This window comes from Peribacillus simplex, from assembly GCF_001578185.1.
Lineage (GTDB): Bacteria > Bacillota > Bacilli > Bacillales > DSM-1321 > Peribacillus > Peribacillus simplex_A.
In genome coordinates this window covers 5,192,637-5,217,599 of record NZ_CP011008.1, presented here as the reverse complement: position 1 = coordinate 5,217,599, position 24,963 = coordinate 5,192,637, and the positions used below count along the sequence as shown (strand labels likewise).

24 protein-coding genes are annotated in these 24,963 nt (G+C 42.2%); 16 read left to right on the top strand and 8 right to left on the bottom strand.

Annotated features, from left to right (window positions below):
• Window positions 1–90 precede the first annotated feature (90 nt).
• A complete protein-coding gene (locus tag UP17_RS24465) occupies window positions 91–1,524 on the bottom strand; it encodes a phospholipase D family protein (RefSeq protein WP_061465790.1) in 1,434 nt (477 codons plus the stop codon).
• A gap of 152 nt (window positions 1,525–1,676) precedes the next feature.
• On the opposite strand from UP17_RS24465, the gene UP17_RS24460 reads away from it, so the two are divergent.
• The 3 genes from UP17_RS24460 (at window position 1,677) to UP17_RS24450 (ending at window position 3,286) form a co-directional block, all read left to right on the top strand.
• Window positions 1,677–2,357 carry a uracil-DNA glycosylase gene (locus UP17_RS24460; RefSeq protein WP_061465788.1) on the top strand — a complete coding sequence of 227 codons (681 nt, stop codon included), beginning with the start codon at window positions 1,677–1,679 and terminating at the stop codon, window positions 2,355–2,357.
• A gap of 270 nt (window positions 2,358–2,627) precedes the next feature.
• Window positions 2,628–2,891 carry a YwdI family protein gene (locus UP17_RS24455; RefSeq protein WP_061465786.1) on the top strand — a complete coding sequence of 88 codons (264 nt, stop codon included), beginning with the start codon at window positions 2,628–2,630 and terminating at the stop codon, window positions 2,889–2,891.
• Between the two features lie 26 nt (window positions 2,892–2,917).
• Window positions 2,918–3,286: a DUF423 domain-containing protein gene (locus tag UP17_RS24450; protein ID WP_061466320.1), complete on the top strand. Its 369-nt coding sequence runs from the start codon at window positions 2,918–2,920 to the stop codon at window positions 3,284–3,286.
• Window positions 3,287–3,393: 107 nt separating this feature from the next.
• On the opposite strand, the gene gerQ is transcribed toward UP17_RS24450, so the two are convergent.
• On the bottom strand, window positions 3,394–3,897 hold the full coding sequence (gene gerQ / locus UP17_RS24445) for a spore coat protein GerQ (protein WP_061465784.1): 504 nt from the start codon (window positions 3,895–3,897) through the stop codon (window positions 3,394–3,396).
• A 415-nt stretch (window positions 3,898–4,312) separates the two neighbouring features.
• Window positions 4,313–5,062, bottom strand: a complete 750-nt coding sequence (gene hemQ, locus UP17_RS24440) for a hydrogen peroxide-dependent heme synthase (RefSeq protein WP_061465782.1) — start codon at window positions 5,060–5,062, stop codon at window positions 4,313–4,315.
• Window positions 5,063–5,318: 256 nt separating this feature from the next.
• Here hemQ and pta point away from each other — a divergent pair, with 256 nt between their 5' ends.
• Both pta and UP17_RS24430 read left to right on the top strand, forming a co-directional pair.
• Window positions 5,319–6,305 (top strand): phosphate acetyltransferase, encoded by a 987-nt coding sequence (pta, locus tag UP17_RS24435; RefSeq protein WP_061466318.1) that lies wholly within the window; start codon window positions 5,319–5,321, stop codon window positions 6,303–6,305.
• Window positions 6,306–6,339: 34 nt separating this feature from the next.
• Window positions 6,340–7,188 (top strand): octanoyl-[GcvH]:protein N-octanoyltransferase, encoded by an 849-nt coding sequence (locus UP17_RS24430; protein WP_061465780.1) that lies wholly within the window; start codon window positions 6,340–6,342, stop codon window positions 7,186–7,188.
• A gap of 256 nt (window positions 7,189–7,444) precedes the next feature.
• Here the strand turns inward: UP17_RS24430 and UP17_RS24425 are convergent, their stop codons facing one another.
• Entirely contained in the window at window positions 7,445–8,191 is a 747-nt protein-coding gene (locus tag UP17_RS24425) for an RsfA family transcriptional regulator (RefSeq protein ID WP_061465778.1), read from the bottom strand.
• Between the two features lie 291 nt (window positions 8,192–8,482).
• Here UP17_RS24425 and UP17_RS24420 point away from each other — a divergent pair, with 291 nt between their 5' ends.
• The 3 genes from UP17_RS24420 (at window position 8,483) to UP17_RS24410 (ending at window position 10,790) form a co-directional block, all read left to right on the top strand.
• Window positions 8,483–8,704 carry a YuzB family protein gene (locus UP17_RS24420; RefSeq protein ID WP_048683566.1) on the top strand — a complete coding sequence of 74 codons (222 nt, stop codon included), beginning with the start codon at window positions 8,483–8,485 and terminating at the stop codon, window positions 8,702–8,704.
• A 236-nt stretch (window positions 8,705–8,940) separates the two neighbouring features.
• Window positions 8,941–10,248, top strand: a complete 1,308-nt coding sequence (locus UP17_RS24415; protein ID WP_061465776.1) for an HD domain-containing protein — start codon at window positions 8,941–8,943, stop codon at window positions 10,246–10,248.
• A gap of 32 nt (window positions 10,249–10,280) precedes the next feature.
• The gene (locus UP17_RS24410) at window positions 10,281–10,790 is read left to right on the top strand and encodes a YwgA family protein (RefSeq protein WP_061465774.1); all 510 of its coding nucleotides are present in this window, start codon (window positions 10,281–10,283) and stop codon (window positions 10,788–10,790) included.
• A 28-nt stretch (window positions 10,791–10,818) separates the two neighbouring features.
• Here the strand turns inward: UP17_RS24410 and UP17_RS24405 are convergent, their stop codons facing one another.
• Window positions 10,819–11,004 carry a 2-hydroxymuconate tautomerase gene (locus tag UP17_RS24405; protein WP_061465772.1) on the bottom strand — a complete coding sequence of 62 codons (186 nt, stop codon included), beginning with the start codon at window positions 11,002–11,004 and terminating at the stop codon, window positions 10,819–10,821.
• Between the two features lie 146 nt (window positions 11,005–11,150).
• Here UP17_RS24405 and UP17_RS24400 point away from each other — a divergent pair, with 146 nt between their 5' ends.
• Both UP17_RS24400 and UP17_RS24395 read left to right on the top strand, forming a co-directional pair.
• Window positions 11,151–11,807, top strand: a complete 657-nt coding sequence (locus tag UP17_RS24400) for a site-2 protease family protein (RefSeq protein ID WP_061466316.1) — start codon at window positions 11,151–11,153, stop codon at window positions 11,805–11,807.
• 38 nt (window positions 11,808–11,845) lie between these two features.
• Entirely contained in the window at window positions 11,846–12,355 is a 510-nt protein-coding gene (locus tag UP17_RS24395) for a YwhD family protein (protein WP_061465770.1), read from the top strand.
• A gap of 148 nt (window positions 12,356–12,503) precedes the next feature.
• Here UP17_RS24395 and UP17_RS24390 read toward each other — a convergent pair whose 3' ends face one another.
• A complete protein-coding gene (locus UP17_RS24390; protein WP_061465768.1) occupies window positions 12,504–14,573 on the bottom strand; it encodes a transglycosylase domain-containing protein in 2,070 nt (689 codons plus the stop codon).
• A 207-nt stretch (window positions 14,574–14,780) separates the two neighbouring features.
• On the opposite strand from UP17_RS24390, the gene speE reads away from it, so the two are divergent.
• From speE to argS, 4 genes are all read left to right on the top strand, one after another.
• Window positions 14,781–15,608, top strand: a complete 828-nt coding sequence (gene speE, locus UP17_RS24385; protein ID WP_061465766.1) for a spermidine synthase — start codon at window positions 14,781–14,783, stop codon at window positions 15,606–15,608.
• Window positions 15,609–15,621: 13 nt separating this feature from the next.
• Window positions 15,622–16,500, top strand: a complete 879-nt coding sequence (gene speB / locus UP17_RS24380) for an agmatinase (protein WP_061465765.1) — start codon at window positions 15,622–15,624, stop codon at window positions 16,498–16,500.
• 277 nt (window positions 16,501–16,777) lie between these two features.
• Window positions 16,778–17,218, top strand: coding sequence for a YwiB family protein (locus tag UP17_RS24375; RefSeq protein WP_061465763.1), 441 nt, complete (start codon window positions 16,778–16,780; stop codon window positions 17,216–17,218).
• Window positions 17,219–17,221: 3 nt separating this feature from the next.
• Window positions 17,222–18,892: an arginine--tRNA ligase gene (argS, locus tag UP17_RS24370; RefSeq protein ID WP_061465760.1), complete on the top strand. Its 1,671-nt coding sequence runs from the start codon at window positions 17,222–17,224 to the stop codon at window positions 18,890–18,892.
• 48 nt (window positions 18,893–18,940) lie between these two features.
• Here argS and uvsE read toward each other — a convergent pair whose 3' ends face one another.
• Both uvsE and cls read right to left on the bottom strand, forming a co-directional pair.
• Window positions 18,941–19,894 carry a UV DNA damage repair endonuclease UvsE gene (uvsE, locus tag UP17_RS24365; RefSeq protein ID WP_061465759.1) on the bottom strand — a complete coding sequence of 318 codons (954 nt, stop codon included), beginning with the start codon at window positions 19,892–19,894 and terminating at the stop codon, window positions 18,941–18,943.
• 27 nt (window positions 19,895–19,921) lie between these two features.
• The gene (gene cls / locus UP17_RS24360; RefSeq protein WP_061465757.1) at window positions 19,922–21,124 is read right to left on the bottom strand and encodes a cardiolipin synthase; all 1,203 of its coding nucleotides are present in this window, start codon (window positions 21,122–21,124) and stop codon (window positions 19,922–19,924) included.
• A gap of 306 nt (window positions 21,125–21,430) precedes the next feature.
• On the opposite strand from cls, the gene UP17_RS24355 reads away from it, so the two are divergent.
• Both UP17_RS24355 and UP17_RS24350 read left to right on the top strand, forming a co-directional pair.
• Window positions 21,431–23,560: a (Fe-S)-binding protein gene (locus tag UP17_RS24355; protein ID WP_061466314.1), complete on the top strand. Its 2,130-nt coding sequence runs from the start codon at window positions 21,431–21,433 to the stop codon at window positions 23,558–23,560.
• A 193-nt stretch (window positions 23,561–23,753) separates the two neighbouring features.
• Window positions 23,754–24,944, top strand: coding sequence for an acetyl-CoA C-acetyltransferase (locus UP17_RS24350; protein WP_061465755.1), 1,191 nt, complete (start codon window positions 23,754–23,756; stop codon window positions 24,942–24,944).
• Window positions 24,945–24,963: the final 19 nt, after the last annotated feature.

Genomic DNA, 24,963 nt, shown 5'->3' with positions numbered 1-24,963 from the left:
ATGGAATCTTGTTTTATCATAGTTGTTGATTGGTTATAGTAGTATATAACCTTATTTGGGCATGTATAAACATTTTATATCGAAATATATTTAATAAGTGGTGAAGCGGAACACCTTTTGTATGCGGTAGGTCAAGTATTTGAAGACAGGTAGTTTCTTTTGATACTCACTGTAATCTACCGTGTATGTTCCATTTTGATTTGTCCAAAGTCTTTGAAAATAGTTATCGACATCATAAGAAACGTCCGCGTCATTTGGAGCGTGGATTTCAACATTTGTTTCAAGATTGTAGTCATCCAGATTGCGTGAGGTATAATTAGCCGATCCTCCAAGAATAATCGTTTCATTAGCCTTTTGGATCATCATCAACTTTGTATGGAACTGCTCTTTCTCTGTTTTGTACCAGCGGATCGAAATGTTTTCATCCCCCAGTTTTTCGAATTCAGCGGCAACTGGAAGATTAGGAAGACCGATTTTCTCACTTCCGAAAGCGTTTTGATTCGGATCCAATATCATTTGAATCTTCACACCCCGTTTAGCTGCATCGGTTAATGCCTCGACAACATCGCGATCGGCAATGTAGAACATGGCAAGATGGATCTTGTCGCCTTTTTGTGCATCCTTTATTGCCTTAAGGACATGTTTATTGATTTTTCCTTCCGTTAGCAATTGTACCGATATTGGTCCTTTATCTGCAGATAACCCTTTTAATTCAGGAAATGACTTTGGGCCACCCGAAAATTTCGAAGTGGCTTCTTCTGCTTTAACAAAGTCGCCGATGATATTCCCATCCATCTGAAATGCAATATTGGAATGGAATCCACTCGCGTCATGAGGATTGGCTGATGAAATGATGGCCGTTTTTTCGGTAGCGACCACTTTTCTGTGATTGGCTTTAATGTTCATCAGTCTTAGATAAGAACGTAAGGTGACCTTTGGTGCGCTTTTAGCCATTGGATTCACAATCCATCCTTTCCCGCTTTCACCGAACCATTGGAAAAAGGTCCGATATACACCTGAATAGAGAGGATTCGGATCCCGAAGCCGGTCTAAGTTGGTAACGATGACCTCAATGCCATTTTTCTTCATCGTTTCCAATGCCTCTAACTGGTAGGCATTATAGGAAGTATTCACTTCATCAGTAATGAATATAACCTGGAGGTCAGGTTTCTTTTTCTTCTGTTCAACCAGTTTCTCCTTCAGGTTCTCGGTTAACTTTGGAAAGTTTATCTTTTCATCATAAAAAGCATTAAACAAAAACATATCGATTACGACAAAAGAATCTGCGTCTTCTATGGCTTGATATATGGTTTGGAAAATTCGCTGCTCATGTTGCAGATTCCCTTGCTCATCGTGATAGGAAAGGTCATAAATGAAATCAATATCCTCGACATGATGAACCTTCCCTTCATAAGAAATGCCATCAGGGAGAGGCTTGTAGCTGTTATAGTTGATTACGGCTGTAATGACGATCACAATGCTGACAAGCAGATAAAATCGTTTTCTTTTGTACCATTTTTTCATAGGGAATCCTCCAACCTGAATAAATTGATTGCTAACTATCTAATTTCCCACTTTAGGGGTATATAGAAACATAAACCGTAATCTATGGAAAAAGGTAAGGCGATTAAGTTTGATATAATATAATTTCAAAAAGTGGAAAGGGGCTGTGGCAAATGGAAAATCAATTATTAACAAATGATTGGTGGCCTCTATTGGAAGAGGAATTCAAAAAAACATATTACAAGGAGCTAAGGGGATTTATAAAGCAGGAGTACAGTCAGCAAGTCATTCACCCGGATAAGGATGATATTTTCAATGCGTTTCACTATACTTCTTATAAAGACGTAAAGGTTGTCATCCTTGGACAGGACCCTTATCATGGCCCGGATCAAGCACATGGCCTTAGTTTTTCAGTTAAGCCGGAGGTTCGCATCCCACCTTCTTTAAGAAATATCTTTAAAGAGTTACACACTGATCTAGGACATGAAGTTCCTGATAATGGTTACCTTGTTGAATGGGCGGACAAGGGAGTGCTACTATTGAATACCATCTTGACTGTCCGCGAGGGAGAGGCTCACTCACACCGCGGAAAAGGGTGGGAAACCTTTACGAATCAAGTTATTCGCCTATTGAATGACCGTCCGAAACCGGTTGTATTCATCTTGTGGGGGAAACCTGCCCAAACTAAAATCCCCTTGATTGATGAAACCCGTCATAAAATCATTAAGTCCGTCCATCCGAGTCCATTGTCGGCCTCCCGTGGTTTCTTTGGCAGCAAACCTTTTTCCAAAACAAATCAATTGCTGATGGAAATGGGGGAATCCCCTATTGCTTGGAAAATCTCGAAGCGATGATTGGGGCGAGAAAAGGGAACGGGTTAATTGTATGGCGTGCAGTCATTTCTATATAACTTGGGATCCCAATTTTCCGAAGGGCTGCCGTGCTTTTCAATTCAAAACACCAAACCTGCCCTCCCTTGATGTCTTTCGTTCTTCAGGACAGCCATGCTTGAAATTTCAATCCAAGCCAATTAAAAAGTAGGGAATATGCAAGGTGTTTTCTTCTCTGATTTTTGCTATGCTAGTTATGAAAGTTTTGACCTGTATATAGGCGAGGTGGTAAAGTTGGATATTTCATCAAGACAAATGTTAAATAAAATCGAAGAGCTTGTTTTGAAAGCGAAACAGGCAAATTCAGAGGATAAGGTACAGGGGTATGTAATCGCCATTAAATCCCTTTGCGAGGTAATGGTAGATGAAAAAGCTGGGAACATCAGCATTCCAAACCCTAACCCAATCACATTGACCCAACCCGTTATGTCGGCTACATCGAATGTAGAACCGGTTAAAATGGATGAGGCAAATGGGGAGTCCTTGTTCGATTTTTAAATTTGGGAAGGGAAGGCGAAATAATAGTGAAACTGTTCATCATTTTAGGTGCATTGAATGCGTTTATTGCTGTAGCACTAGGTGCATTCGGTGCACATGGACTGGAAGGGAAGATTCCTGATAAATATTTAGAAATATGGAAAACGGCTGTTCAATATCAAATGTTCCATGCTGTGGGTTTATTAGTGCTCGGTTTATTGGCTGGGAAGATTTCAAGTCCGCTAATCAACTGGTCCGGCTGGCTTATGCTAATAGGAATCATCCTGTTTTCGGGAAGCCTATTCGTTCTAAGCGTTACGCAAATCAAAGTCCTGGGGGCCATCACTCCACTTGGCGGTGTCTCATTCTTGGTTGCTTGGGTCCTAATGGCCATTGCTGCATATAAATACTTGTAATGAAGGCAGCTGACCTTCTTAGGTCAGCCTTTTAAGATTCCATTTTGGAAAAAAGGAAGAGCCTCAGAATCAAATTGATTCTGAGGCTCTTCTATATAGAATTTTCTTCACCTTGGCGAATAGGTGGCAAGCCCAGCGCCTCCAAATGGATACTCATATTCGATTTCTTCATCGAACGTTATATAATCTAAGTATACCATCGGGATTAAGTATCGTTTTCCCGTTTGAGGGTCGCTAATGATCAAATGATCGCGCCCTGCAGCCTCGATGATTCCTTTGAAGATCTTTGCATTCCATTCCTTGTTGTTTTCAAACGTGGTATAAACAGTGACTAATTTCCCTTTATTCAAACGCAATATGTTCTCGATGTACGATGCTTCGACTGGAAGCATGCCAGGTACCTGTGGTCCGGAAGTGGCTGGATTCATCGGCATGGGCACTTGTTGTGGAGTACCTGCCTTAGTGGGCAGTTGTGGCTGGTATGATGGCTGTTGGTATGCTTGTTGCTGGTAAGGAGACTGCTGCTGCCGCGGGTCAGACTCATTGTTTTCATAGGGGTAATAGGGGCTTCCGCCGTACGGGTAATTACCATAAGGGTTATTTTGTGACATTGCATTCCCTCCTAAAAGGTTTATTGGATTTTGTGGAATTTGGACAATCCGAGAATGTGGACTGGGAGAAACAGTGCGATTTATAGCGACCGGTAGTATTGTATTTGTTTACGGCTGTTCTGGACAATCCCCGGGTGGCTTAAAAAACCACAATGAATTTTAGTGATACTTAACGTTCATGATTCAAGTCATATCCTATTGTCGGCTAATGAATAGAAGTAACGTTCCTTCACCTCGCTGGAGTCAGGAATTGCCTTGGTTAATTTTCCTGATGCTGAATGGACTGTAAAAAAATAAATTCATCACTATTGAAAATGTATGGGATGTGCATTGGATTTATTCCATAGCCGGGGAAAAATAAAAGGGAGGGGACGCAAAAAGAAAAAAAGCTTCCGGAAACCGGAAGCCCATCGCCTTATACGTATAAGAAAGAAGTAACGTTTTCTTCCGGCAGGATATTGCCTACAAAGAAAGAACCAAATGCAGCGTAACGAGCACTCACTTCATCAAAACGCATTTCATAGATCAATTTTTTAAATTGAAGGACATCATCTGCGAATAGTGTAACGCCCCATTCATAATCGTCAAAACCGACAGAACCGGAAATGATCTGTTTTACTTTGCCGGCATAACTGCGGCCAATCAAGCCGTGTGAACGCATTAAGCCTTTGCGTTCTTCCATGGAAAGCATATACCAGTTGTCATCTCCATCACGACGCTTGTCCATCGGATAGAAGCATACATGTTTCGCTTTTGGAAGTATCGGATAAAGTCTAGAACGAACATGAGGGTTCTGATAAGGGTCCTCGCCATCTCCACCTGCTAAGTAATTGCTTAATTCCACGACGGAAACGTATGAATAAGCGGGAATTGTATATTCGGCTAGCTTCGTTTTGTTGAATTCGTTTTCAATTGCATTCAATTCTTCCATGGTCGGGCGGGCAAACATAAGCATGAAGTCCGCTTTCTGACCAACGATGGAATATAGGGCATGGCTGCCTTCATTGTCACTTTGTGTCATATTCCATTTATCCAGTAAACCTTGGAATTCTGAAATAGCTAATTGGCGTTCGTCACTTGATAACGTTTTCCAAGATGTCCAGTCGATCAAACGGAAATCATGTAAACAATACCAGCCGTCCAGTGTTTGTGCTGCTTCACTCATTTCGATTCACTCCTAAGTCTTTTAATAACTTTAAATATACCATAGTTTCAGTATAAGGAAATTTATATCAACCCGCAAACACCATCACTGTTTTTCGGTGTTCAAACAATTTTCAAATTTGCGGATTGGGAGGGACCAAAGTGGCTGGAATTTACCTGGCTGCTAGGGTATTCTTAAAAGAAGACGACTAGAAGTTTACCGAATGGTTAAATATAGGGAAAACAGGGGAAACGTATCTGAAAAGGAGGATGAGCCAGTGAGTGATTTATTTGAAATATTGGAATCGAAAGTTATGGGGCATAATTTAAAGATCGTTTTTCCAGAAGGATTGGATGAACGGATTTTGGGAGCGGCAGGCAGGCTTGCCAAAGCGAAACTAGTGACACCAGTATTGATCGGGGATATCGGGTTGATTCAAGAGAAGGCAAAAGATTTAAAAATCTCCCTTGATGCAATCGAAATATATGATCCGAAGAATTATATCATGATGGATGAAATGGTTGAAGCGTTCGTGAAGGTCCGTGACGGTAAAGCTACTGATGTACAAGCACGGGAAATCTTAAAGGATGAGAACTATTTTGGAACCATGCTCGTCCAAATGAAACTGGCACATGGAATGGTGAGTGGTGCAACGCATTCGACTGCCGATACGGTACGTCCTGCCCTAAGGATCATCAAAACAAAGCCAGGCGTCAATAAAACATCGGGCGTATTCATCATGGTCCGGAACGAAGAAAAATATGTGTTCGCGGATTGTGCGATTAATATAAACCCTAATTCTCAGGACCTGGCTGAAATTGCTATAGAAAGTGCGAAGACTGCACTAATGTTCGATATCGAACCGCGTGTGGCGATGCTGAGCTTTTCTACGAAAGGGTCGGCAATATCCCCCGAGACCCTAAAAGTCGCAGATGCTGTCGAATTAGCAAAAGAAATGGATGCTCAAATCATTCTGGATGGGGAATTTCAGTTTGACGCGGCATTCGTTCCTTCAGTAGCAAGAAAGAAAGCACCGGATTCTCTTATTCAGGGGGATGCGAATGTTTTTATTTTCCCAAGTCTCGAAGCAGGGAATATTAGCTATAAGATGGTACAGCGCTTGGGTGGCTTCGAAGCGGTCGGTCCGATCCTTCAGGGGCTGAACCGTCCTGTAAATGACCTTTCGAGGGGATGCAGTGAAGAGGATGTATATAAACTGGCTGTCATTACAGCGGTACAAGGGTTTGTGGCGCAGTATCAATAGGCAGCATGAGGATTAAATGTAGAGGGAGATTCATATGAGTGAAACAGATTCATTATTAATGCAGCAAGAGTGGCGGGTTATTGATCAATCTTCCGTTGGACCTCAGTTTCCTGCTCTGGAGTCCTTTGCGATGGATGATACATTTTGCGCTTCCGTAGGTTCAGGTAAATCAGCGGCAGTGGCCAGAGCGTGGGTGCACCATCAAACCATCGTAATGGGTATACAGGATACGAAGCTGCCTTTTCTTAAAAAGGGTTTGGAACATTTAGAAGAGCAGGATTATCAGGCCATCGTACGGAATTCTGGGGGGCTCGCAGTCGTGTTGGATGAAGGGGTCCTTAACTTTTCGCTCATCTTTCCTGAAAACGATCAGAAAATTGAAATCAATCGTGGATATGATGCAATGTGGGAGCTTGTCCAATTGATGTTTTCCGATTTCCAAGTCAATATGGAGGCAAGGGAAATCGTCGGCTCATATTGTCCTGGAAGTTATGATTTAAGTATAAAAGGGCAAAAGTTTGCCGGTATATCCCAACGCAGGATTCGCAATGGCGTAGCTGTTCAAATCTATTTGTGTGTCAATGGAAGCGGGGCTGAACGTGCAAGTCTCGTGAAGGGTTTTTATGATGCAGCTAAAGGAAATTCAGAAACGAAATTCGCCTATCCTGATATCGACCCTTCGGTAATGGCGTCCCTTTCAGAATTGTTGGGGGTGCAATTGAGCGTTCAGGACGTGATGCTCAGATTCCTTCATGTATTGAAGGCACATAGCGGAAGGATATTCTCTGACACTCTTTCTGTTGAAGAATGGCCGTTGTATGAGGCATATTTGAAAAGAGTGGTAGAACGCAACGATAAGGTATTCGATTCATTAAATGTTTGATTTGCAAAAAGCCGTTCCAGTAAGTCAGGAACGGCTTTTTGCATTTAATACGACTTTAGCATTCACTGAAACTGTGAAGGGGAATGTATGATAGGTAGCAGAGATATAATCAACGAGCGTTTTTAGACGATTTTATTCCTTTTTCTTGGAACCATGAAAAAAAGAGCCTTGTTTAGGCTCCTTCTTTCGGATGAACTTTGGTGATTCGGCCATTAGCATGTGGTTGATCTATGTAACTGAACCCCACATTATCTCATTACTCAGCCATTTTTTCCAAATTACCATTCCGGTCCATCTTGAACTTAGTTGCCGGACGTTCCTCTTCCTCTAACAAGACCAGCTTCCTTGCCCGATTCATGATATTCATCAAAGTTTCATAATCTTCCTGCATCAGGCCGCTGTTTTGTTCAAGGTGGCTGATTTTATTCTCCAAATCTTCGTTTCGCTTTTTCAGCCCTTTGATTTCAAGCTTCAATCTTTCATTTTCGGTTTTTAATACTTCGGCTTGAAGCATACGGCCGTTCATAGATTCCAAATAGGCGATGACGGTATCAAGGTTCATGGCCTTTTCCAAAGTCACAGGAGTGTGCTGTGGTTTAGGGGGGAGTGCTTCAGCCACAACGAATTCTTCTGCTGCTTCATAATTGGTAGTATCGACTTCGGATTCCAACTCTAGTTCCACTTCTTGTTCATGAGGAACCATTATGTCAGAAATCGTAGGGGACGGCGGAGTATAAAGAAGCCGTTTTTTCCCTCCTTGATCTTTTCCAAGAATCCTTTGCCGCTGCTTACGCTGTTTCTTGGCAAGGGATAGCGCTTTGTCATAATTATGGCGGACAACAGCATTCCAGCGGAATCCGCATGCGGCAGAGGTGCGATTCAACTTATCCCCTACCTCTTCAAAAGCATTCAGCTGAGTGCTGCCTTCCCGCACATGGCGCAATACCGTTTCTGCCAAAAGCAAATCATCTTCTTCTGTCCAGGCGTCTTGACGAACCTTCATTTCTACATACTCCCTTTCTGGTAACTTTTAAAATAAACAACTATATAAAATATCGTGTAGCAGGATTAATGGAGTGCTCTACTAGCATTTTGGACAAAATCTGGATTTTTTATACAAAAAGGTTAAAAGGATACTAGTTTTTTGATGAATTACATCATTTGCTAGCGGCGGCCCCTTCTTTTTCACATCATCCAGCCCTCTTGATATTCATAAGTAGAAACGGTAAAATACCCTTTAGTTATATAAATGGAATGAAACATAGTTTGTCATGGAAAGGATGGTGACCGGAGGATGTCCAATGAATTCAGAGTGTGCGATGACTGCTTGGCGGTAAACATTAAAACATTAATCCCCCGTCTTGAAAAGCTTGATCCCGACGCGAAAATCGAAGTGGGCTGTCAATCCTATTGCGGTCCTGGCAGAAAGAAGTCTTTTGCCTTTGTCAATAACCGTCCAGTTGCTGCACCGACAGAAGACGAGTTACTAGATAAAATCAATAAAAAACTAAAGTAGGATCCATGATATATAGGTAGAGTGGATTATTTGCTTTTGATAAATGGAACAAGTAATCATCACCCAGATTCAACACACTGCGGTGATTTTTTATTTCCTTATTTTCGAAACAAAACCAGACTAAAACTTCCGTTTTCTTACAAAATGACCCCTCTTACTAGCAAGGTGGAAGTTAGGTTTTTTTGTCAAAACACGCTATAATGTGTCCATCGAGATTATGAAAAAGAGGGTAGTTCATGGAATATTCCGCCGAAAAATTACAAGAAGAAAAAGTATTCAAGGACCCTGTGCACCGATATATACATGTTCGTGACCGGGTTATATGGGATTTAATAGGGACGAAGGAATTCCAGCGGCTTCGAAGGATCAAACAGCTGGGAACGACTTATTTAACTTTTCATGGTGCGGAACATAGCCGGCTTAGCCATTCGCTTGGAGTATATGAGATTGTCCGGAGAATCGTGGATGATGTTTTTGAGGGAAGACCGGAATGGAAACCTGAGGAACGGTTACTATCCTTGTGCGCAGCCCTTCTGCATGATTTAGGTCATGGTCCTTTCTCTCATTCTTTTGAAAAGGTGTTTGACCTGGATCATGAGCAATTCACGCAGCAGATAATCCTCGGCGATACGGAAGTGAATAAGATCCTCCTTAGAGTTGGGCGTGATTTTCCTAAAAAAGTGGCAGAAGTCATTGCGAAAACCTATAAAGGCAAATTAGTAGTCAGCCTGATTTCAAGTCAGATCGATGCTGATAGAATGGATTATTTACAGCGTGATGCCTACTTCACCGGCGTGAGTTATGGACATTTCGATATGGAAAGGCTTTTGCGTGTAATGAGGCCAAGGGAAGAACATGCCGTCATCAAACAAAGCGGGATGCATGCGGTTGAGGATTATATCATGAGTCGCTACCAAATGTATTGGCAGGTTTATTTCCATCCAGTTACGAGAAGTGCGGAGGTCATACTTACCAAGATCCTACATAGAGCGAAACATTTATATGAATCCGGTTATGAGTTTGCCCAAGAACCGAACCATTTTTATTCATTGTTCAAGGGAGAAGTGACTTTAACGGACTATTTGAAAATGGATGAAGCGGTGATGCTCTATTATTTCGAAGCATGGGAAGAGGAAAACGATGCGATTTTAAAAGATTTATGCACTCGCTTCGTTAACCGTAAACTATTTAAATATGTGGAATTCCATCCATCGAACAGTCAGATGAACAGGTTGATGGAATTAAGGACGCTTTTCAAGAAGGCAGGCATCGATCCGGATTATTATCTTGTCGTCGATTCTTCATCAGATCTGCCGTATGATTTTTACCGGCCAGGTGAGGAAGAGGAGAGGCTGCCGATTCACTTGCTGAAAAATAATGGCGAAATTCGTGAATTATCACGTGAATCCGAAATTGTCGATGCAATTTCAGGGAAAAGAAGAACGGATCATAAGTTGTACTATCCAGCAGATTTATTGCGTGATGAATCTACGAAGAAAAATATAAAAAAACAAATTCGTAAGCTTTTGGAGCTATCGGATTAAAGTGGTACATTTTTGGTGAGGAGTGACGAGCCTTGTTTAAGGATCATGCAAACATTATCAATGCAATTTCTACTGCCGGTGAAATCTCGGGTCGGAAAAAATTACAAAAAATCGTTTATATCGCGAAGAAGCTGTCCTTCCCATTTCATGAAAAGTTTCAGTTTCACTTTTATGGACCGTATTCGGAGGAGTTGACCTTACGGATTGAAGAGCTCTGCGAAATGGGTTATTTGAATGAAGTAAGGGAAAAAAAAGCAGGCTATTATCAATATTGTTATTCGATAACGGATGCCGGCCAGGATTTCCTATCCATACAGGAAGTGGAGATGCCGGCACTTGAGGGATGCTTACTCGATATGAACGAACAGAATGCCCGGTTTTTGGAGCTGGTTTCAACGGTGTTATACTTTGACACGCTAGAAAAAGAGGAAGTCACCGAGAAAATTTTCACGCTGAAAAGCAAACAAAAATATACGCTTGAAGAAATTGATGGGGCATATGAATATATTGAGCAGTTAAAAACAAAAGCTAAGCCGAATTGATGGCTTAGCTTTTACCATTATGTAAATCTTATTGATCGCTTTTACGGACACCGGCTACTGCTAAATGATTTTTTGACATTTCTTCAATGAAAATCGTCACGGCTTCAGCTGGTGCTCCAGTTGTTTCCGTAACGGCTGCCGTCACCTTTTCGACTAAAGCCTTTTTTTGTTCGTCTGTACGGCCTTCAAGCATTTTGACTGTTACATATGGCATCTCTCATTCCCCCCTTCCTCTCTTATCTTGTAGTGTTTCACAATGGAAAAGTAATTGCAAGATGTGGAAGTCAGAGTTTTTTCACTTCTTGCTCTTTTGATGTATACTAACGGTAATAAATATTGGGGGAGAAGCTATTGGACCAAATAGAAAGATTTTTAGCTTATAGGTTGGAAGACCTTCCATATGTCATTGTGTCACTGTTAATCGCATTTACGGTTCATGAATTTTCACATGCTTATGTAGCCTATAAGTTCGGTGATCCGACAGCTAAAAATGAAGGAAGAGTCACATTGAATCCGATTTCTCATTTGGATCCGATCGGAACATTGTTGATATTAATAGCTGGATTTGGTTGGGCTAGGCCTGTACCGGTTAATCGTTTTCATTTCAAGAATCCAAAATTGGCAGGAGTGCTCGTCTCTCTTGCCGGCCCGTTCAGTAATTTGCTTGTTGCCATTTTCGGGTATTTAATTTTTTACGGGTTACTGGCGGCAGGCGTTGGACCTGATTTACCGTTTTTCATTCAGCCATTCTTCGCGATGCTCATCAACTTAAATATCCTTTTGTTTGTATTTAATCTGATACCGCTGCCGCCGCTCGATGGTTATAGGATCGTACAGGATCTAGTTTCAGCTGATTTGCGGGCAAAAATGACCCAGTATGAACAATATGGCTCCCTGATTTTTTTGATTCTGATCATCACACCGCTAAGCCGGTATACGATTAGCCCGATTTTGAACAATGTTGTGCCATTGGTAGGCGGCGCCTTGAATCAGTTCTTTACACTTTTGCTTTTTTAAATTATATGGAATGACAAACGATAAAGGGGGATACAAACATGGAAGAACAACCAAAGAAAAAGGTAGGCTTCAATATTATAAAAAACGACCCTACAGAAGGTCATGGCGGATATGGAGCAGGGGTTTTGACGCTCGATAATATCTCTCCGGTCATCATCGATGTGGATGCAGGTGAAGCCGAGGTCGATATCGGCGCGATGCATGCAAGGAGTGCAGTGGAAAAAGGGATTAAGTTTTTAAAGACTAAAGAGGAGGTCCCGAATGCCAAACCTTACTGGCTTGTTTGGGTGACCATTGAAGCCACTCAAAATGGTCCGCACTATGCAGGTGTGACAGCGTGTGAAATGATGGTCGACCGGTCAATTAGACGCGGTTACAAATCCCTTCCGGAGCATGTTAACCGGATGGATAAATCGCTTAAACGGCATATCATCGTCGAGGACATGGACGATAAATCAAAACGTATACTTGCAGACTTCCTAAAAAACCATGATGCAGGAATGTGGGAGCGCTCTTCAGCAAAGCTCAAGGAGTCATTGACGCTTTGAATTTGATTTAATGGATGAAATGTTAAGTTTAGTGAAAAATGCACTTGTAGGAAACGGATAAAATCAGTAAACTTAAAGACAGCAGTTTAGACACTGTGGAACTAGGACAGAAAAACCCCGAAGCCGCTACCGGCTTCGGGGTTTTTCGTTATCCCCATGGTTTTAAGACTTTTTTATACCACGGGGACTTTTTTTGGTCTTCTTCTTTTGGGGGATGTTTCGGACCCTTACCCTTAAAGTGCTCGGCACAGTATTCGACAGGTTCAGTTCCTTTAACATAATAAGTCAGTCTTGAGACAGGACAATCCTTTGTTGCCAATTTTCCGCTTGCGGGATTCACGTTTACCCCGATTACGTTTTTCGTTTCCTTAAACGATTTTACCGGTTTCCCCTGTAGGCCCTTTTCCATATAGGAAGCCCAGATTTTCTTAGCATAGCTTTTTTCAGCGGGGATCTCGATCTTTTTCCCTTGATCATACCCAGTCCATACTCCAGCTACAAGCTCCGGTGTGTAACCGATCATCCAACTATCCGTCGGGGTGGAACCTGATTTGCCGGCATATGGGCGGGTCAGCTGGGAGTTGATGGTGCTGCCAGTCACTTTCGTATAGCCATTTAAGGTTTCATCGAAAACCCCTGTAAGCATTTGAGTCATGACAAATGCCTTATCCTCATCCAAAATCTGTTCTGGTTTCTTATTTTCATCAAAAATCACTTCACCTTTTTGATTTTCAACCTTTTTGATAAACACGGGTTCAACTTTCTTGCCACCGTTAGCCAGAATGCTGTATGCGTTCACCATTTCAATCGCCCTTACACCTGACGTACCGAGTGCCAAGGACGGAACTGCATCCATTTTCGCCGTGATGCCGAAACGATTCGCCGTATCGACCAATGTCTGTTCCCCAAGGAACAAGTGCGTTTTTACGGCGAAGATATTATCGGAAAGAGCTATGGCCTGAGCCATCGTGATTTCGCCTTCCGCATATTGATGGTTGTAATTATGCGGTGTGTAAGATGAGTGACCATCATCGAAAGAAAATGTAGTGGTCTCGCTTTTTAAGGTGGTAGACGGTGTGAAACCGTTCTCCAACGCTGAATAGTATAGCAATGGCTTAATGGTGGAACCGGGCTGGCGAACGGCCTGTGTAGCTCGGTTGAATGGCGACTCCGCGTAATCTTTACCGCCGACCAGTGCACGGACCTCCCCGGTGTCCGGATCCATCGCCACTATCGAGGCTTGGATCCCTGAAGACTTGGGTATGATATTGGAGAGAACTTTTTCGGCAGCATCCTGCTGGGTTTCATCCAGTGTTGTATAGACCTTAAGCCCGCCCAGCTCGATCATCCGGTCATCTAAATGAAGCTGTGATTTTAAAGCCTGCTTGACTGCATCCTGGAAATAGGGAGCGGTTTTATTTGTAACCGTTCCGTGTTCACCCTTTAATGCAAGGGATGTTCGCAACGCTTCTGCGATATTTTGTTCTGAAATGTAGTTTTTGTTTTTCATTGCTTGAAGGACAACTCTCTGCCTTGATTTCGCTTTTTCAAAATTATCCAATGGAGAATAATTTGACGGCCCTTTTGGTATTCCCGCCAGCATGCTCGCTTCAGGAAGGGTCAAATCCTTGGCATCCTTGCCAAAGTAATATTGACTTGCAGCTTGGGCCCCATATGCACCATGGCCATAGTAAATCGTATTTAAATAACCTTCTAGAATATCCTTTTTTGTGTAATTCATTTCTAAACGTACCGTATAAAAGGCTTCATTAAATTTACGCGACCACGTTTTGTCATGGCCAAGAAACAGGTTCCTGGCATACTGCTGGGTAATGGTGCTTGCGCCCTGGACTTTGGACATTGCCTTAATATCCGCAAGGATGGCACCGCCGATCCGTTTTATATCAAATCCATTATGAGTGTAAAATTGACGGTCCTCAACAGCGACAGTCGCTTTGATGAGCTGTGGTGAAATCGAACCCAGCCCGGCCCAATAACGTTTCTGGCCATTATCGGTTTCGCCGATCACATTTCCATTATCACTATAGTAAAGAGTGGACTGCGGCACGACCAAAGGAGGCGGACCTAATATTTTTGCATAAATCAGTAAGGAGAGAAGCAATACAAAGAGTATCGTGAGCCCGATTGTGGCAAGGATAATGAAGGCCCGTACATATTTAGTTGTCCTTTTGAATCGTTCGCTTGGAATCAATTCCATTGCTTTCACCTCTCTTATCAGAAAAGAATCTATTATCTATTACTATTATGGAAAAAAAAGAAATTTTTAAACATAAGAACTGCATTTATGAAATTTATCTTGCAATTCTGCTAGATTCGTCTATAATTTTTCTAGCTAATGACTATAACGATTTTGGGGAACCTATTAGGTGACTGACAATATGAAATGGAAAAGGAGCGTTAATAAATGAGCATTTGGTTTACTGAAAAACAAACAGAGAATTTTGGTATTACGATGAAAGTGAATCGTACTTTACATACGGAGCAAACTGAGTTTCAAAAGCTGGATATGATTGAAACGGAAGAGTGGGGCAATATGCTATTGTTGGATGACATGGTAATGACTTCACAGCGCGATGAATTCGTTTACCATGAGATGGTAGCCCATGTTCCTTTATTTACTCATCCTAATCCAGAAAACGTTTTGGTTGTAGGAGGAGGGGACGGAGGAGTTATCCGTGAAATCCTTAAACACCCAAGCGTAAAAAAAGCTACATTGGTTGATATCGATGGGAAAGTTATCGAATACTCAAAGATATTCTTGCCTGAAATAGCAGGCATGCTTGAAGATCCGCGTGTAGACGTACAAGTGGGGGATGGCTTCATGCACATCGCCAAAAGTGAAAATGAATATGACGTGATCATGGTCGACTCGACTGAACCTGTTGGACCTGCTGTCAATTTATTCACAAAAGGTTTTTATGCCGGGATTTCCAAAGCTTTAAAAGAAGATGGGATTTTTGTGGCACAATCAGATAATCCTTGGTTTAAGGCAGACTTAATTCGTGATGTACAACGTGATGTGAAAGAAATATTCCCAATCACTAGCCTTTATTTAGCGAATATCCCGACGTATCCAAGCGGCCTTTGGGCGTTCACCATCGGATCAAAAAAATATAATCCATTAGAAGTGACAGAAGACCGTTTCCATGAAATCGAAACGAAATATTATACAAAAGAACTTCATAAAGCAGCTTTCGTCCTGCCTAAATTCGTTCAAGACTTAGTGAAATAAGGGGGGCATGACAATGAAATTCGATGAAGCCTATTCAGGCAATGTATTCATTAAAAGCCATCCCGTTTTTGAGGAATCTGAAGCTGTGCTATACGGTATGCCGATGGACTGGACGGTAAGTTTCCGTCCGGGCTCTCGCTTTGGCCCTACCCGGATTCGTGAAGTTTCGATTGGTTTGGAAGAGTACAGCCCGTATTTAGATCGTGAATTAGAGGAAGTTAAATTCTTTGATGCAGGGGATATTCCATTACCATTCGGTAATCCGCAGCGCAGCATCGATATGATTGAAAAATTTGTCGACAGCGTGTTAGATGCAGGTAAGTTCCCAATGGGGATGGGAGGGGAACACCTTGTCACATGGCCTGTCATTAAAGCCATGTACAAAAAGTATCCCGATATGGCCATCATCCATATGGATGCCCATACAGACTTACGTGAGGACTATGAGGGCGAGCCGCTTTCCCATGCGTCCATCATCCGTAAATCAGCGGAACTTATCGGTCCGAAAAATGTATACTCTTTCGGCATTCGTTCCGGTTTGAAGGAAGAATTCCAATGGGCAAAAGAAAACGGCATGCACATCTCTAAATTTGAAGTTCTTGAACCTCTGAAAGAAGTACTGCCGCAGTTGGCAGGTCGTCCTGTATATGTGACGATCGACATCGATGTTCTAGATCCTGCACATGCGCCAGGAACAGGCACCGTAGATTGTGGGGGCATCACTTCAAAAGAGCTTTTAGCTTCGATTCATGAGATAGCCCGTTCTGAAATTAATGTAGTCGGCTGCGATTTAGTTGAAGTGGCACCGATTTATGATCCATCCGAGCAAACGGCGAACACGGCGAGCAAGCTGATTCGCGAAATGCTTTTAGGTTGGGTACAAAAAGGTTAATGGATGAAGACTTGACTGTTCCTGTTTTTTAGCGGGGATGGTCTTTTTTTTCATCCAATCCGGAAAAGAATTTTACACCTGATGGACTCTTTTTTAATAATTCCGCCCCAATGAGTCATTCTTGCGTTAAAATCAAATGAATTGCTACAATATGATTTCGCAAGTTTATCCTCACTTTATTGGATTTACACTTTATTTTCCCGCTCCAAGTTGAAACTTCCTTGAAGAATATTTATACTTATAAAGTTAAGAACGACATGATGAAGGAAGTGTAGCTTTGACTCTTCATGATATAGATAAGCATACTATTAAAGTGACGTTACAGACAAAAATCAAGCACGGCTCAGAGACGGAAACGTATGAGCTGGTCACTTTTGGTACAAAAATGTATAAAGGTTCAGACTTATATTTGCAATATAAAGAGGAAAATGAAGCTGGTCAAACACAAACGACCATCAAGCACAAAACGGATGAAACGATCCTGCTTAGAAATGGTGCCATTAAAATGAGGCAGCTTTTCCGCTTGCAGGAAGCGACAAATGGACATTATGAAAGTATATACGGCAGGTTAGGGTTACGGACGACCGCGAAAAAAATTCATCATCAATGGGATGAGCAGTCCAAACAAGGGAAACTTGTCCTTAAATATACGTTACATATGCAGGGAAGCGAACCCGGTCAATATGAGATGACGATTTCCTATAAGGAGGAAGCATAGCACATGAATATAGTAAAAGAGGTACAGGAAAAACTGAAAGAAGAAATTAAAGCGGCAGTCATTAAAGCTGGTTTAGCAACGGAAGAGCAGATTCCAAACGTTGTATTGGAACTCCCAAGAGATAAAACACACGGAGATTATTCCACGAATATGGCCATGCAATTAACGAAGATTGCAAAGAAAGCACCAAAAATGATAGCGGAAGCAATCATCGAAAACTTTGACAATTCAAAAGCATCCATCGAAAAAATTGAAATTGCTGGTCCAGGATTCATAAACTTCTACATGAATAATTCTTATTTGACAGAATTGATTCCAGTCATTTTGAAAGTGGATGGAGCATATGGGGAAAGTGACTTTGGAAAAGGCGAAAAAGTCCAAGTGGAGTTCGTTTCAGCGAATCCGACCGGTGATCTTCATCTCGGCCATGCCCGCGGTGCAGCAGTGGGTGATACGTTATGTAATATCCTGTCTAAAGCAGGTTATGATGTTTCACGTGAATATTACATCAATGATGCAGGAAACCAAATCAATAATTTGGCCTTTTCCATCGAAGCACGCTATTTCCAAGCACTTGGTCTCGAAAAGGATATGCCTGAGGGTGGTTATCATGGCGAAGATATCATTGGCATCGGTAAAACGCTTGCCAGTGAATATGGTGATAAATTTGTAAATGCCGATGAAAAAGAGCGTTTTGAATTTTTCCGAGAGTACGGCTTGAAATATGAAATGGAAAAACTGAAAACAGACTTGGGGAATTTCCGTGTCGGATTTGATGTATGGTATTCCGAAACTTCCCTATATCAAGACGGTAAGATTGATGAAGCACTCAAAGTGTTAAGGGAAAGAGGCCATGTCTACGAGGAAGATGGGGCTACATGGTTCCGCTCTACAGAATTAGGCGATGATAAAGACCGCGTGCTTATTAAACAGGATGGGTCCTACACATATCTGACACCGGATATTGCCTATCACCGTAATAAACTGGAGCGCGGCTTTGAAACGTTGATCAATATCTGGGGTGCGGACCACCACGGCTATATACCGCGTATGAAGGCAGCGATTGAAGCATTAGGATACAAACGCGAGCAGCTTGAAGTAGAAATCATCCAGCTTGTTCACCTGTATAAAGACGGCGAGAAAATGAAGATGAGTAAGCGTACCGGTAAAGCCGTCACGATGCGTGATCTTATTGATGAAGTGGGTCTGGATGCAACACGTTATTTCTTTGCAATGAGAAGTGCGGATACTCATATGGACTTCGATTTGGATCTTGCGGTATCACAATCCAATGATAATCCGGTTTATTATGCGCAATATGCTCACGCCCGTATTTCCAGCATTTTACGCCAAGGTGTGGAACAAGGGATCAGCTATGAAGGGGTCACTGATTTCTCGGCCCTTTCTACTGAAAAAGAAGTGGAGCTTCTGAAGAAATTAGGTGAGTTCCCGCAGGCAATAGCGGAAGCTGCCGAAAAACGTATGCCTCACCGCATGACGAATTATATATTCGACTTGGCTTCTACATTCCACAGTTTTTACAATGCCGATAAGGTTTTGGATGTTGAAAAGATGGAAAGAAGTAAGGCACGTCTAGGACTGGTCAAATCCGTCCAAATTACTTTAAAGAATGCATTAGCTATAATCGGGGTTTCGGCGCCGGAAAAAATGTAAAGGAAAAAGCGTCTGTTTCTAACGAAACAGACGCTTTTTTTAATTTGATTAACACTCGATGGCACCGCCGCTTACCCTTTTTACACCACGTACCTTAGCTATATCTTCAATCAGCTGCAACATCGCCCGGTCCTTCATCTTGGCTTCAATCATGAAATCCACGTCTTGTCCAAGTCCCTTAAGCACTTTAAAAAGGGGCATGATGAATTCCAAATCGATATAATCAGCATGCGAGCGAAATTCACCTGCCGATTTCGGGGATGAAATATGAATCTTTGGTACCGCCCCTGCCTGACTCCAAGTGGTGAACACCTCGGTGAGCAGCTCGTTAAGAGGCTCAGTTGAAAGGTTTGCGAGATGGTGGTGGTAATCAAAGACAAGTGGAATGCCTTCCTTCTTACATACACTCAGGGTTTCTGATGCTGTATAGGTTTTATCATCATTCTCCAAGGTCATTCTTTCCTTGACGTGGATAGGAAGCGATTTAAGATTGTCATGAACCCTTACTATGGCGGAATCTTTGTCACCATAGGCTCCGCCGACATGGATATTGATAAAAGAAGAGTCTGCAATGGCCATTGCATCAAGCATTTTATAATGGAACTCCATATCTTTTACGGCATTTTGTGTAATCTCGGGTTTAGGGCTGGTAAACAGCGTAAACTGATTGGGATGGAAGCTAATCCTCATCTTATGTTCAGAAACCCAATCTCCAAGCTGTTTCCACTCTCTTCTAAAAGGAGTGACGAAATCCCATTCTATTTCGGGATGCGTGGCTAAAGGAACAATTGAACTGGACATCCGGTATATTTCTATTTGGTGGGCCGTGTTATATTGAAGGACCCTTAAGGTATTTTCAATGTTCTGCCTAGTCACACTCAGCAGTTTTTCCATCCCTTTTTCCGTGCCAAGTGTGATATATCGCTTGAAAGTAAGTGTCTTAGCTGGAGAAGCTTCCCATAAACGGGTTGCGTTGGATACAAATCCAAATCTTATTTTCATTATATTTTCTCCTTGAACAGCGGGATTTCAAAGAAAAGGAGAAAGGACGGAGGCCAGCGATTCTTTTGCTGATCGGACAACATTCATGGAGGAAAGCGCGTCACTGCTTAATGGCTTGGATTCAGCTAGGTCCACCGCCAATTCCTTTTCTGCATCTGCTATAAATGTCCGGTCAAATACCAGACAATTGATTTCACTATTTAAAAAAAGGCTGCGTTTATCAAAATTAGCCGTACCGATATCACAGATTGTATCATCAATAAGTATCACTTTAGAATGGTAGAACCCTCTTTGGAATTGCATGATTTCAGCCCCATCTTTTAATAATACCCTGAAGTAGGGAAAGGATGCTTCTTTGACAAGGGCATGGTCTGATTTTTCAGGTACGATGACCGTTACGGAAACATTGCGTGCAAGGGCCTCCCTTAATTCTTGAAATAGAGTTTCACTGGGAATGAAGTATGGAGTCCCGATGATGATTTTATTATTGGCTTGCTGAATCATGTGTGCTAAGGACTGTTCAAGATCACTTCCATTCGTGACAAAAACCTGATGTACCTGCGACCCGGGAGTCAATGTCGGGAAATAGGCAGGTGTTCCCCTGTGATCCTCGTTTGTATCATAGAACCAATCCGAGAGGAAGACTTCCTGCAGGTCCCTTACCCCCTCCCCGGTCATTTTCAAATGATAATCCCTCCAAGGGTTGAGCTTTTCCCCTTGGTTAATATACTCCTTACCGATATTAAAGCCCCCAAGATAGCCGATTTTGCCGTCTATCACAGTAATTTTTCGGTGATTTCTTTTTTGTATTGTATAGAAAAGGAAAGGAAGTTTCGGTTTAAAGCTAAAAGAAAAATGAACCCCGCTTTTAGTTAGCTCCTGAATGGTTTTGCGGGAAATCTTTTTACTTCCAACCCAATCTACTAAAAGTCGCACTTCCACGCCCTCTTCCGCTTTTGATTGCAGTAACTTCAAAAAATCCTTGCTGAATTTATCATTTTTCACAATATAAAAAAGGATATGGATGGAATGCTGAGCTCGCTTGACTTCTTTCATAAAATCATCAAACAGGATTTTTCCTGATGTAAATATAGTCATGTCACTGTTCCGAGGCGGATATTTAATGTTGGTTGCCTGCTTCATATAACGCTTATGCCCTATCTTAAGATCAACCCAGCACCAAGTGAAGATCAATAAAAATATAGAGGCAATCGTAGTGATAATCTTCAAAAAAAATCCCCCCTAAATGATTTCATTTAGTTTGGCTCAAATTCCCTGTTAGTAACCATTAAAAAGCGGGGAAAGGAACCTCAATTTTTTTTAGAATACAGAAGGGGAAATTAACGGAATTGTCGAACTATACAATAAGGTGTAGAAAAATCAAATATGTTTTTAGAAGAAAAAAGTTGACTGAATGCTCATTCATTATATAATGGAGTTAATTAAATTTCAGAAAAATGCCAAATTTTCTATTTTATTTAAATGGCTACCTTTTGGCATTTACAATTTACAAAAAGGGGGAAAGACTGCATGGAAATGAATGGCTTGCTGTGGATCAACTTAACTGCATTCCTGATTGTAACCGCTTACGCCGCGGGTTTGTTTATCTATTTGGTAAGGACTCGTATAGCTTATATAAAACTTGGCAAAAAAGTGGAATTCGATAACCGTGTGAAAGATCGTCTTGTGAAAATAGGGGTTTATGTATTTGGACAGAAGAAGCTCTTTAAAGATAAGAAAAGCGGAATCATACATGCCATGTTATTTTATGGTTTCATCTTAGTGCAATTTGGGGCACTGGACTTCTTCATTAAAGGCTTAAGACCGGGATGGCATTTACCGTTTGGCCCTGTTTATCCGGCCTTTACTTTCTTCCAGGAAATTGTGACGCTTACCGTTCTTGTCGCAATCCTATGGGCGGCTTACCGTCGTTATGTCGAGAAGCTCGTTCGCTTGAAAAGGGATTTCAAAGCAGGATTGGTTGTCATCTTCATTACTGGAATCATGATTACCGTGTTACTGGGGAATGGAATGGGAATGATCTGGCATGAACACGATGCAACTTGGTCAGAGCCAATCGCTTCAAGCATTGCTTTCCTTTTTGGCTGGATGGGAACAACAGCGGCAACAGTTGTTTTTTATGTAGCTTGGTGGCTGCATTTACTGATCATATTATCGTTCCTTGTTTATATCCCGCAATCTAAGCATGCCCACTTGATTGCCGGTCCGATAAATGTATTCCTCAATCGCCTGGACAATCCAGGGAAATTGAAGCCGGTTGATTTGGAAGAAGAAGTTTTCGACAAAGAAGGCAATCAATATTACGGCGCCAAATATATCGAAGACTTGACGCAATATCAAATGGTGGACCTCTATGCCTGTGTGGAGTGCGGGCGTTGTACGAATATGTGCCCTGCTACTGGTACCGGTAAAATGCTGTCACCGATGGATATCATCATCAAGATGCGTGACCATTTAACAAATACAGGCGCTGCTGTTACAACGAAGCAGCCATGGGTGCCATCTTTTGTTTTTGGGAATACGGAGGGAAATAAGATAGCTCTAGCGAGTGCCGCCAAGGGGGCGCAGGAATCAGCTGCAGCGACCGAAGCATACAGTCCGAGCCTGATTGGCGAAGTCATTACGGAAGAAGAACTTTGGGCATGTACGACTTGCCGGAACTGTGAAGATCAATGCCCGGTAATGAATGAACATGTCGACAAAATCATCGATATGCGCCGTTATCTGGTATTGACAGAGGGCAGGCTGGATCCTGATGCACAACGTGCCATGACAAATATCGAACGTCAAGGAAACCCGTGGGGGCTTAACCGTAAAGAGAGAGAAGATTGGAGAAGCCTTCGGGAAGATGTCAGCGTTCCTACCGTGAAGGAATTACAAAAGGCAGACGAGGAATTCGAATATTTATTCTGGGTAGGTTCAATGGGATCATACGATAACCGAAGCCAGAAGATTGCCCTTTCCTTTGCAAAATTATTGAATGAGGCGGGCGTCAAATTTGCAATCCTCGGAAATAAGGAGAAAAACTCAGGGGATACTCCTCGTCGATTGGGAAATGAGTTTGTTTTTCAAGAGCTTGCCATGAAGAATATAGAAGAATTCCAGAAGAATGAAATCAAGAAAATCGTAACGATCGATCCGCATGCATACAATATTTTTAAGAATGAGTATCCGGATTTTGGCTTGAAAGCTGAAGTGTATCACCATACTGAATTGTTAGCCAAACTTGTAAGTGAAGGCAGATTGGTGCCTCAGTATCCAGTGAATGAAACGATTACATTCCACGATTCCTGTTATTTGGGAAGGTACAATGAAGTATATAGCCCGCCGCGTGAAATTTTACAATCCATTGAAGGTGTGAAACTTATTGAGATGGAGCGCAACCGTGAAAAAGGGATGTGCTGTGGAGCTGGAGGCGGTTTGATGTGGATGGAAGAGGAAACAGGAAACCGCATCAATGTGGCACGTACTGAACAAGCACTCGCCGTCAGTCCAACAGTGATCAGTTCCGGATGTCCTTATTGCCTGACCATGCTATCTGATGGGACGAAAGCAAAAGAAGTTGAGGAAAATGTTAAAACGTATGATGTAGCTGAACTGCTCGAAAAAGCGGTCATTGGTGAAAATAAATCGATTGCATCTTAATTTAAAATGGAATGCCTGCTTCTTCTATATGGAATGAGCCAAATGGAAGCAGGCAATTTTTAAATATTTACAAACTAAATATTTTAATTTTTGTAAAAATTATGTAAGATGATATTAAGCGCTTACAAAACGATTTTTTTTAACTTCATATTGAGCGAGCGTTCAATCAATGTTATTGAAGGGGGAAATAATGATGGCAAAAACAGTGATTATTAGTGGTGTGAGAACACCTTTTGGTAAATTTGGCGGCGGCCTTAGCGGTTTGACAGCATCTCAGCTTGGTGGAATAGCAATCAAAGAGGCACTTGATCGGGCAGGGGTTGAAGGCGGGCAAGTAGGCGAGGTTATCATGGGGAATGTACTTCAAGCGGGCCAAGGTCAAATACCGTCACGACAGGCAGCACGTCATGCTGGAATGCCTTGGGAAGTGAAAACGGAAACCATTAATAAAGTATGCGCATCAGGACTTCGCAGTGTTACATTGGCTGATCAGATCATTCGCTTAGGTGAAGAAGAAATCATTGTTGCCGGAGGAATGGAATCGATGAGCAATGCGCCTTATATTCTTCCGAAAGCAAGGTGGGGCCTAAGGATGGGAGATGCCCAACTTAAGGATACCATGATTTCGGATGGACTTAGTTGCAGCTTTACAGGCGTTCATATGGGCACTTACGGAAACAGTACTGCCGAAGATCTTGAAATCACCCGTGAGGAACAGGATAGCTGGGCTTACGAGAGTCATCAAAAAGCGATAAAAGCAATCGATGGCGGTATTCTTGCAGAAGAAATCATTGCCGTACAGGTGCCGGTGCGAAAAGGCGAACCAATTACCATCGAACATGATGAAGGCCCAAGAAAAGATACATCTGCCGGGAAGTTAGCAAAATTAGGTCCGGCTTTTAATAATGAGGGTACCATTACGGCAGGTAATGCACCTGGCGTCAATGATGGGGCAGGAGCACTCGTATTGATGAGTGAGGAACGTGCGGAAAAAGAAGGGAAAACGCCTTTTGCCTATATTGTGGCTCATGCAGAAGTGGCAGTGGAAGCAAAGGACTTCCCTAAAACGCCAGGTTTGGTCATAAATGAAATCCTGAAGAAGACAGGTAAATCGATAGAGGATATTGATTTATTTGAAGTGAACGAAGCATTTGCAGCGGTTGCACTCGCCAGTGGAAAAATTGCCAACATCGAGCCTGGAAAAGTGAATGTTAACGGCGGTGCTGTAGCATTAGGTCACCCAATCGGGGCAAGTGGTGCTCGCATCATCATTACGCTGATGCATGAATTGAAACGCCGAGGAGGAGGATTGGGCATCGCAGCGATCTGTAGTGGAGGCGGGCAGGGAGATGCCATTTTAATCGAAGTGCCAAAACAAGGATGATAGTTTCATAGATAAATGA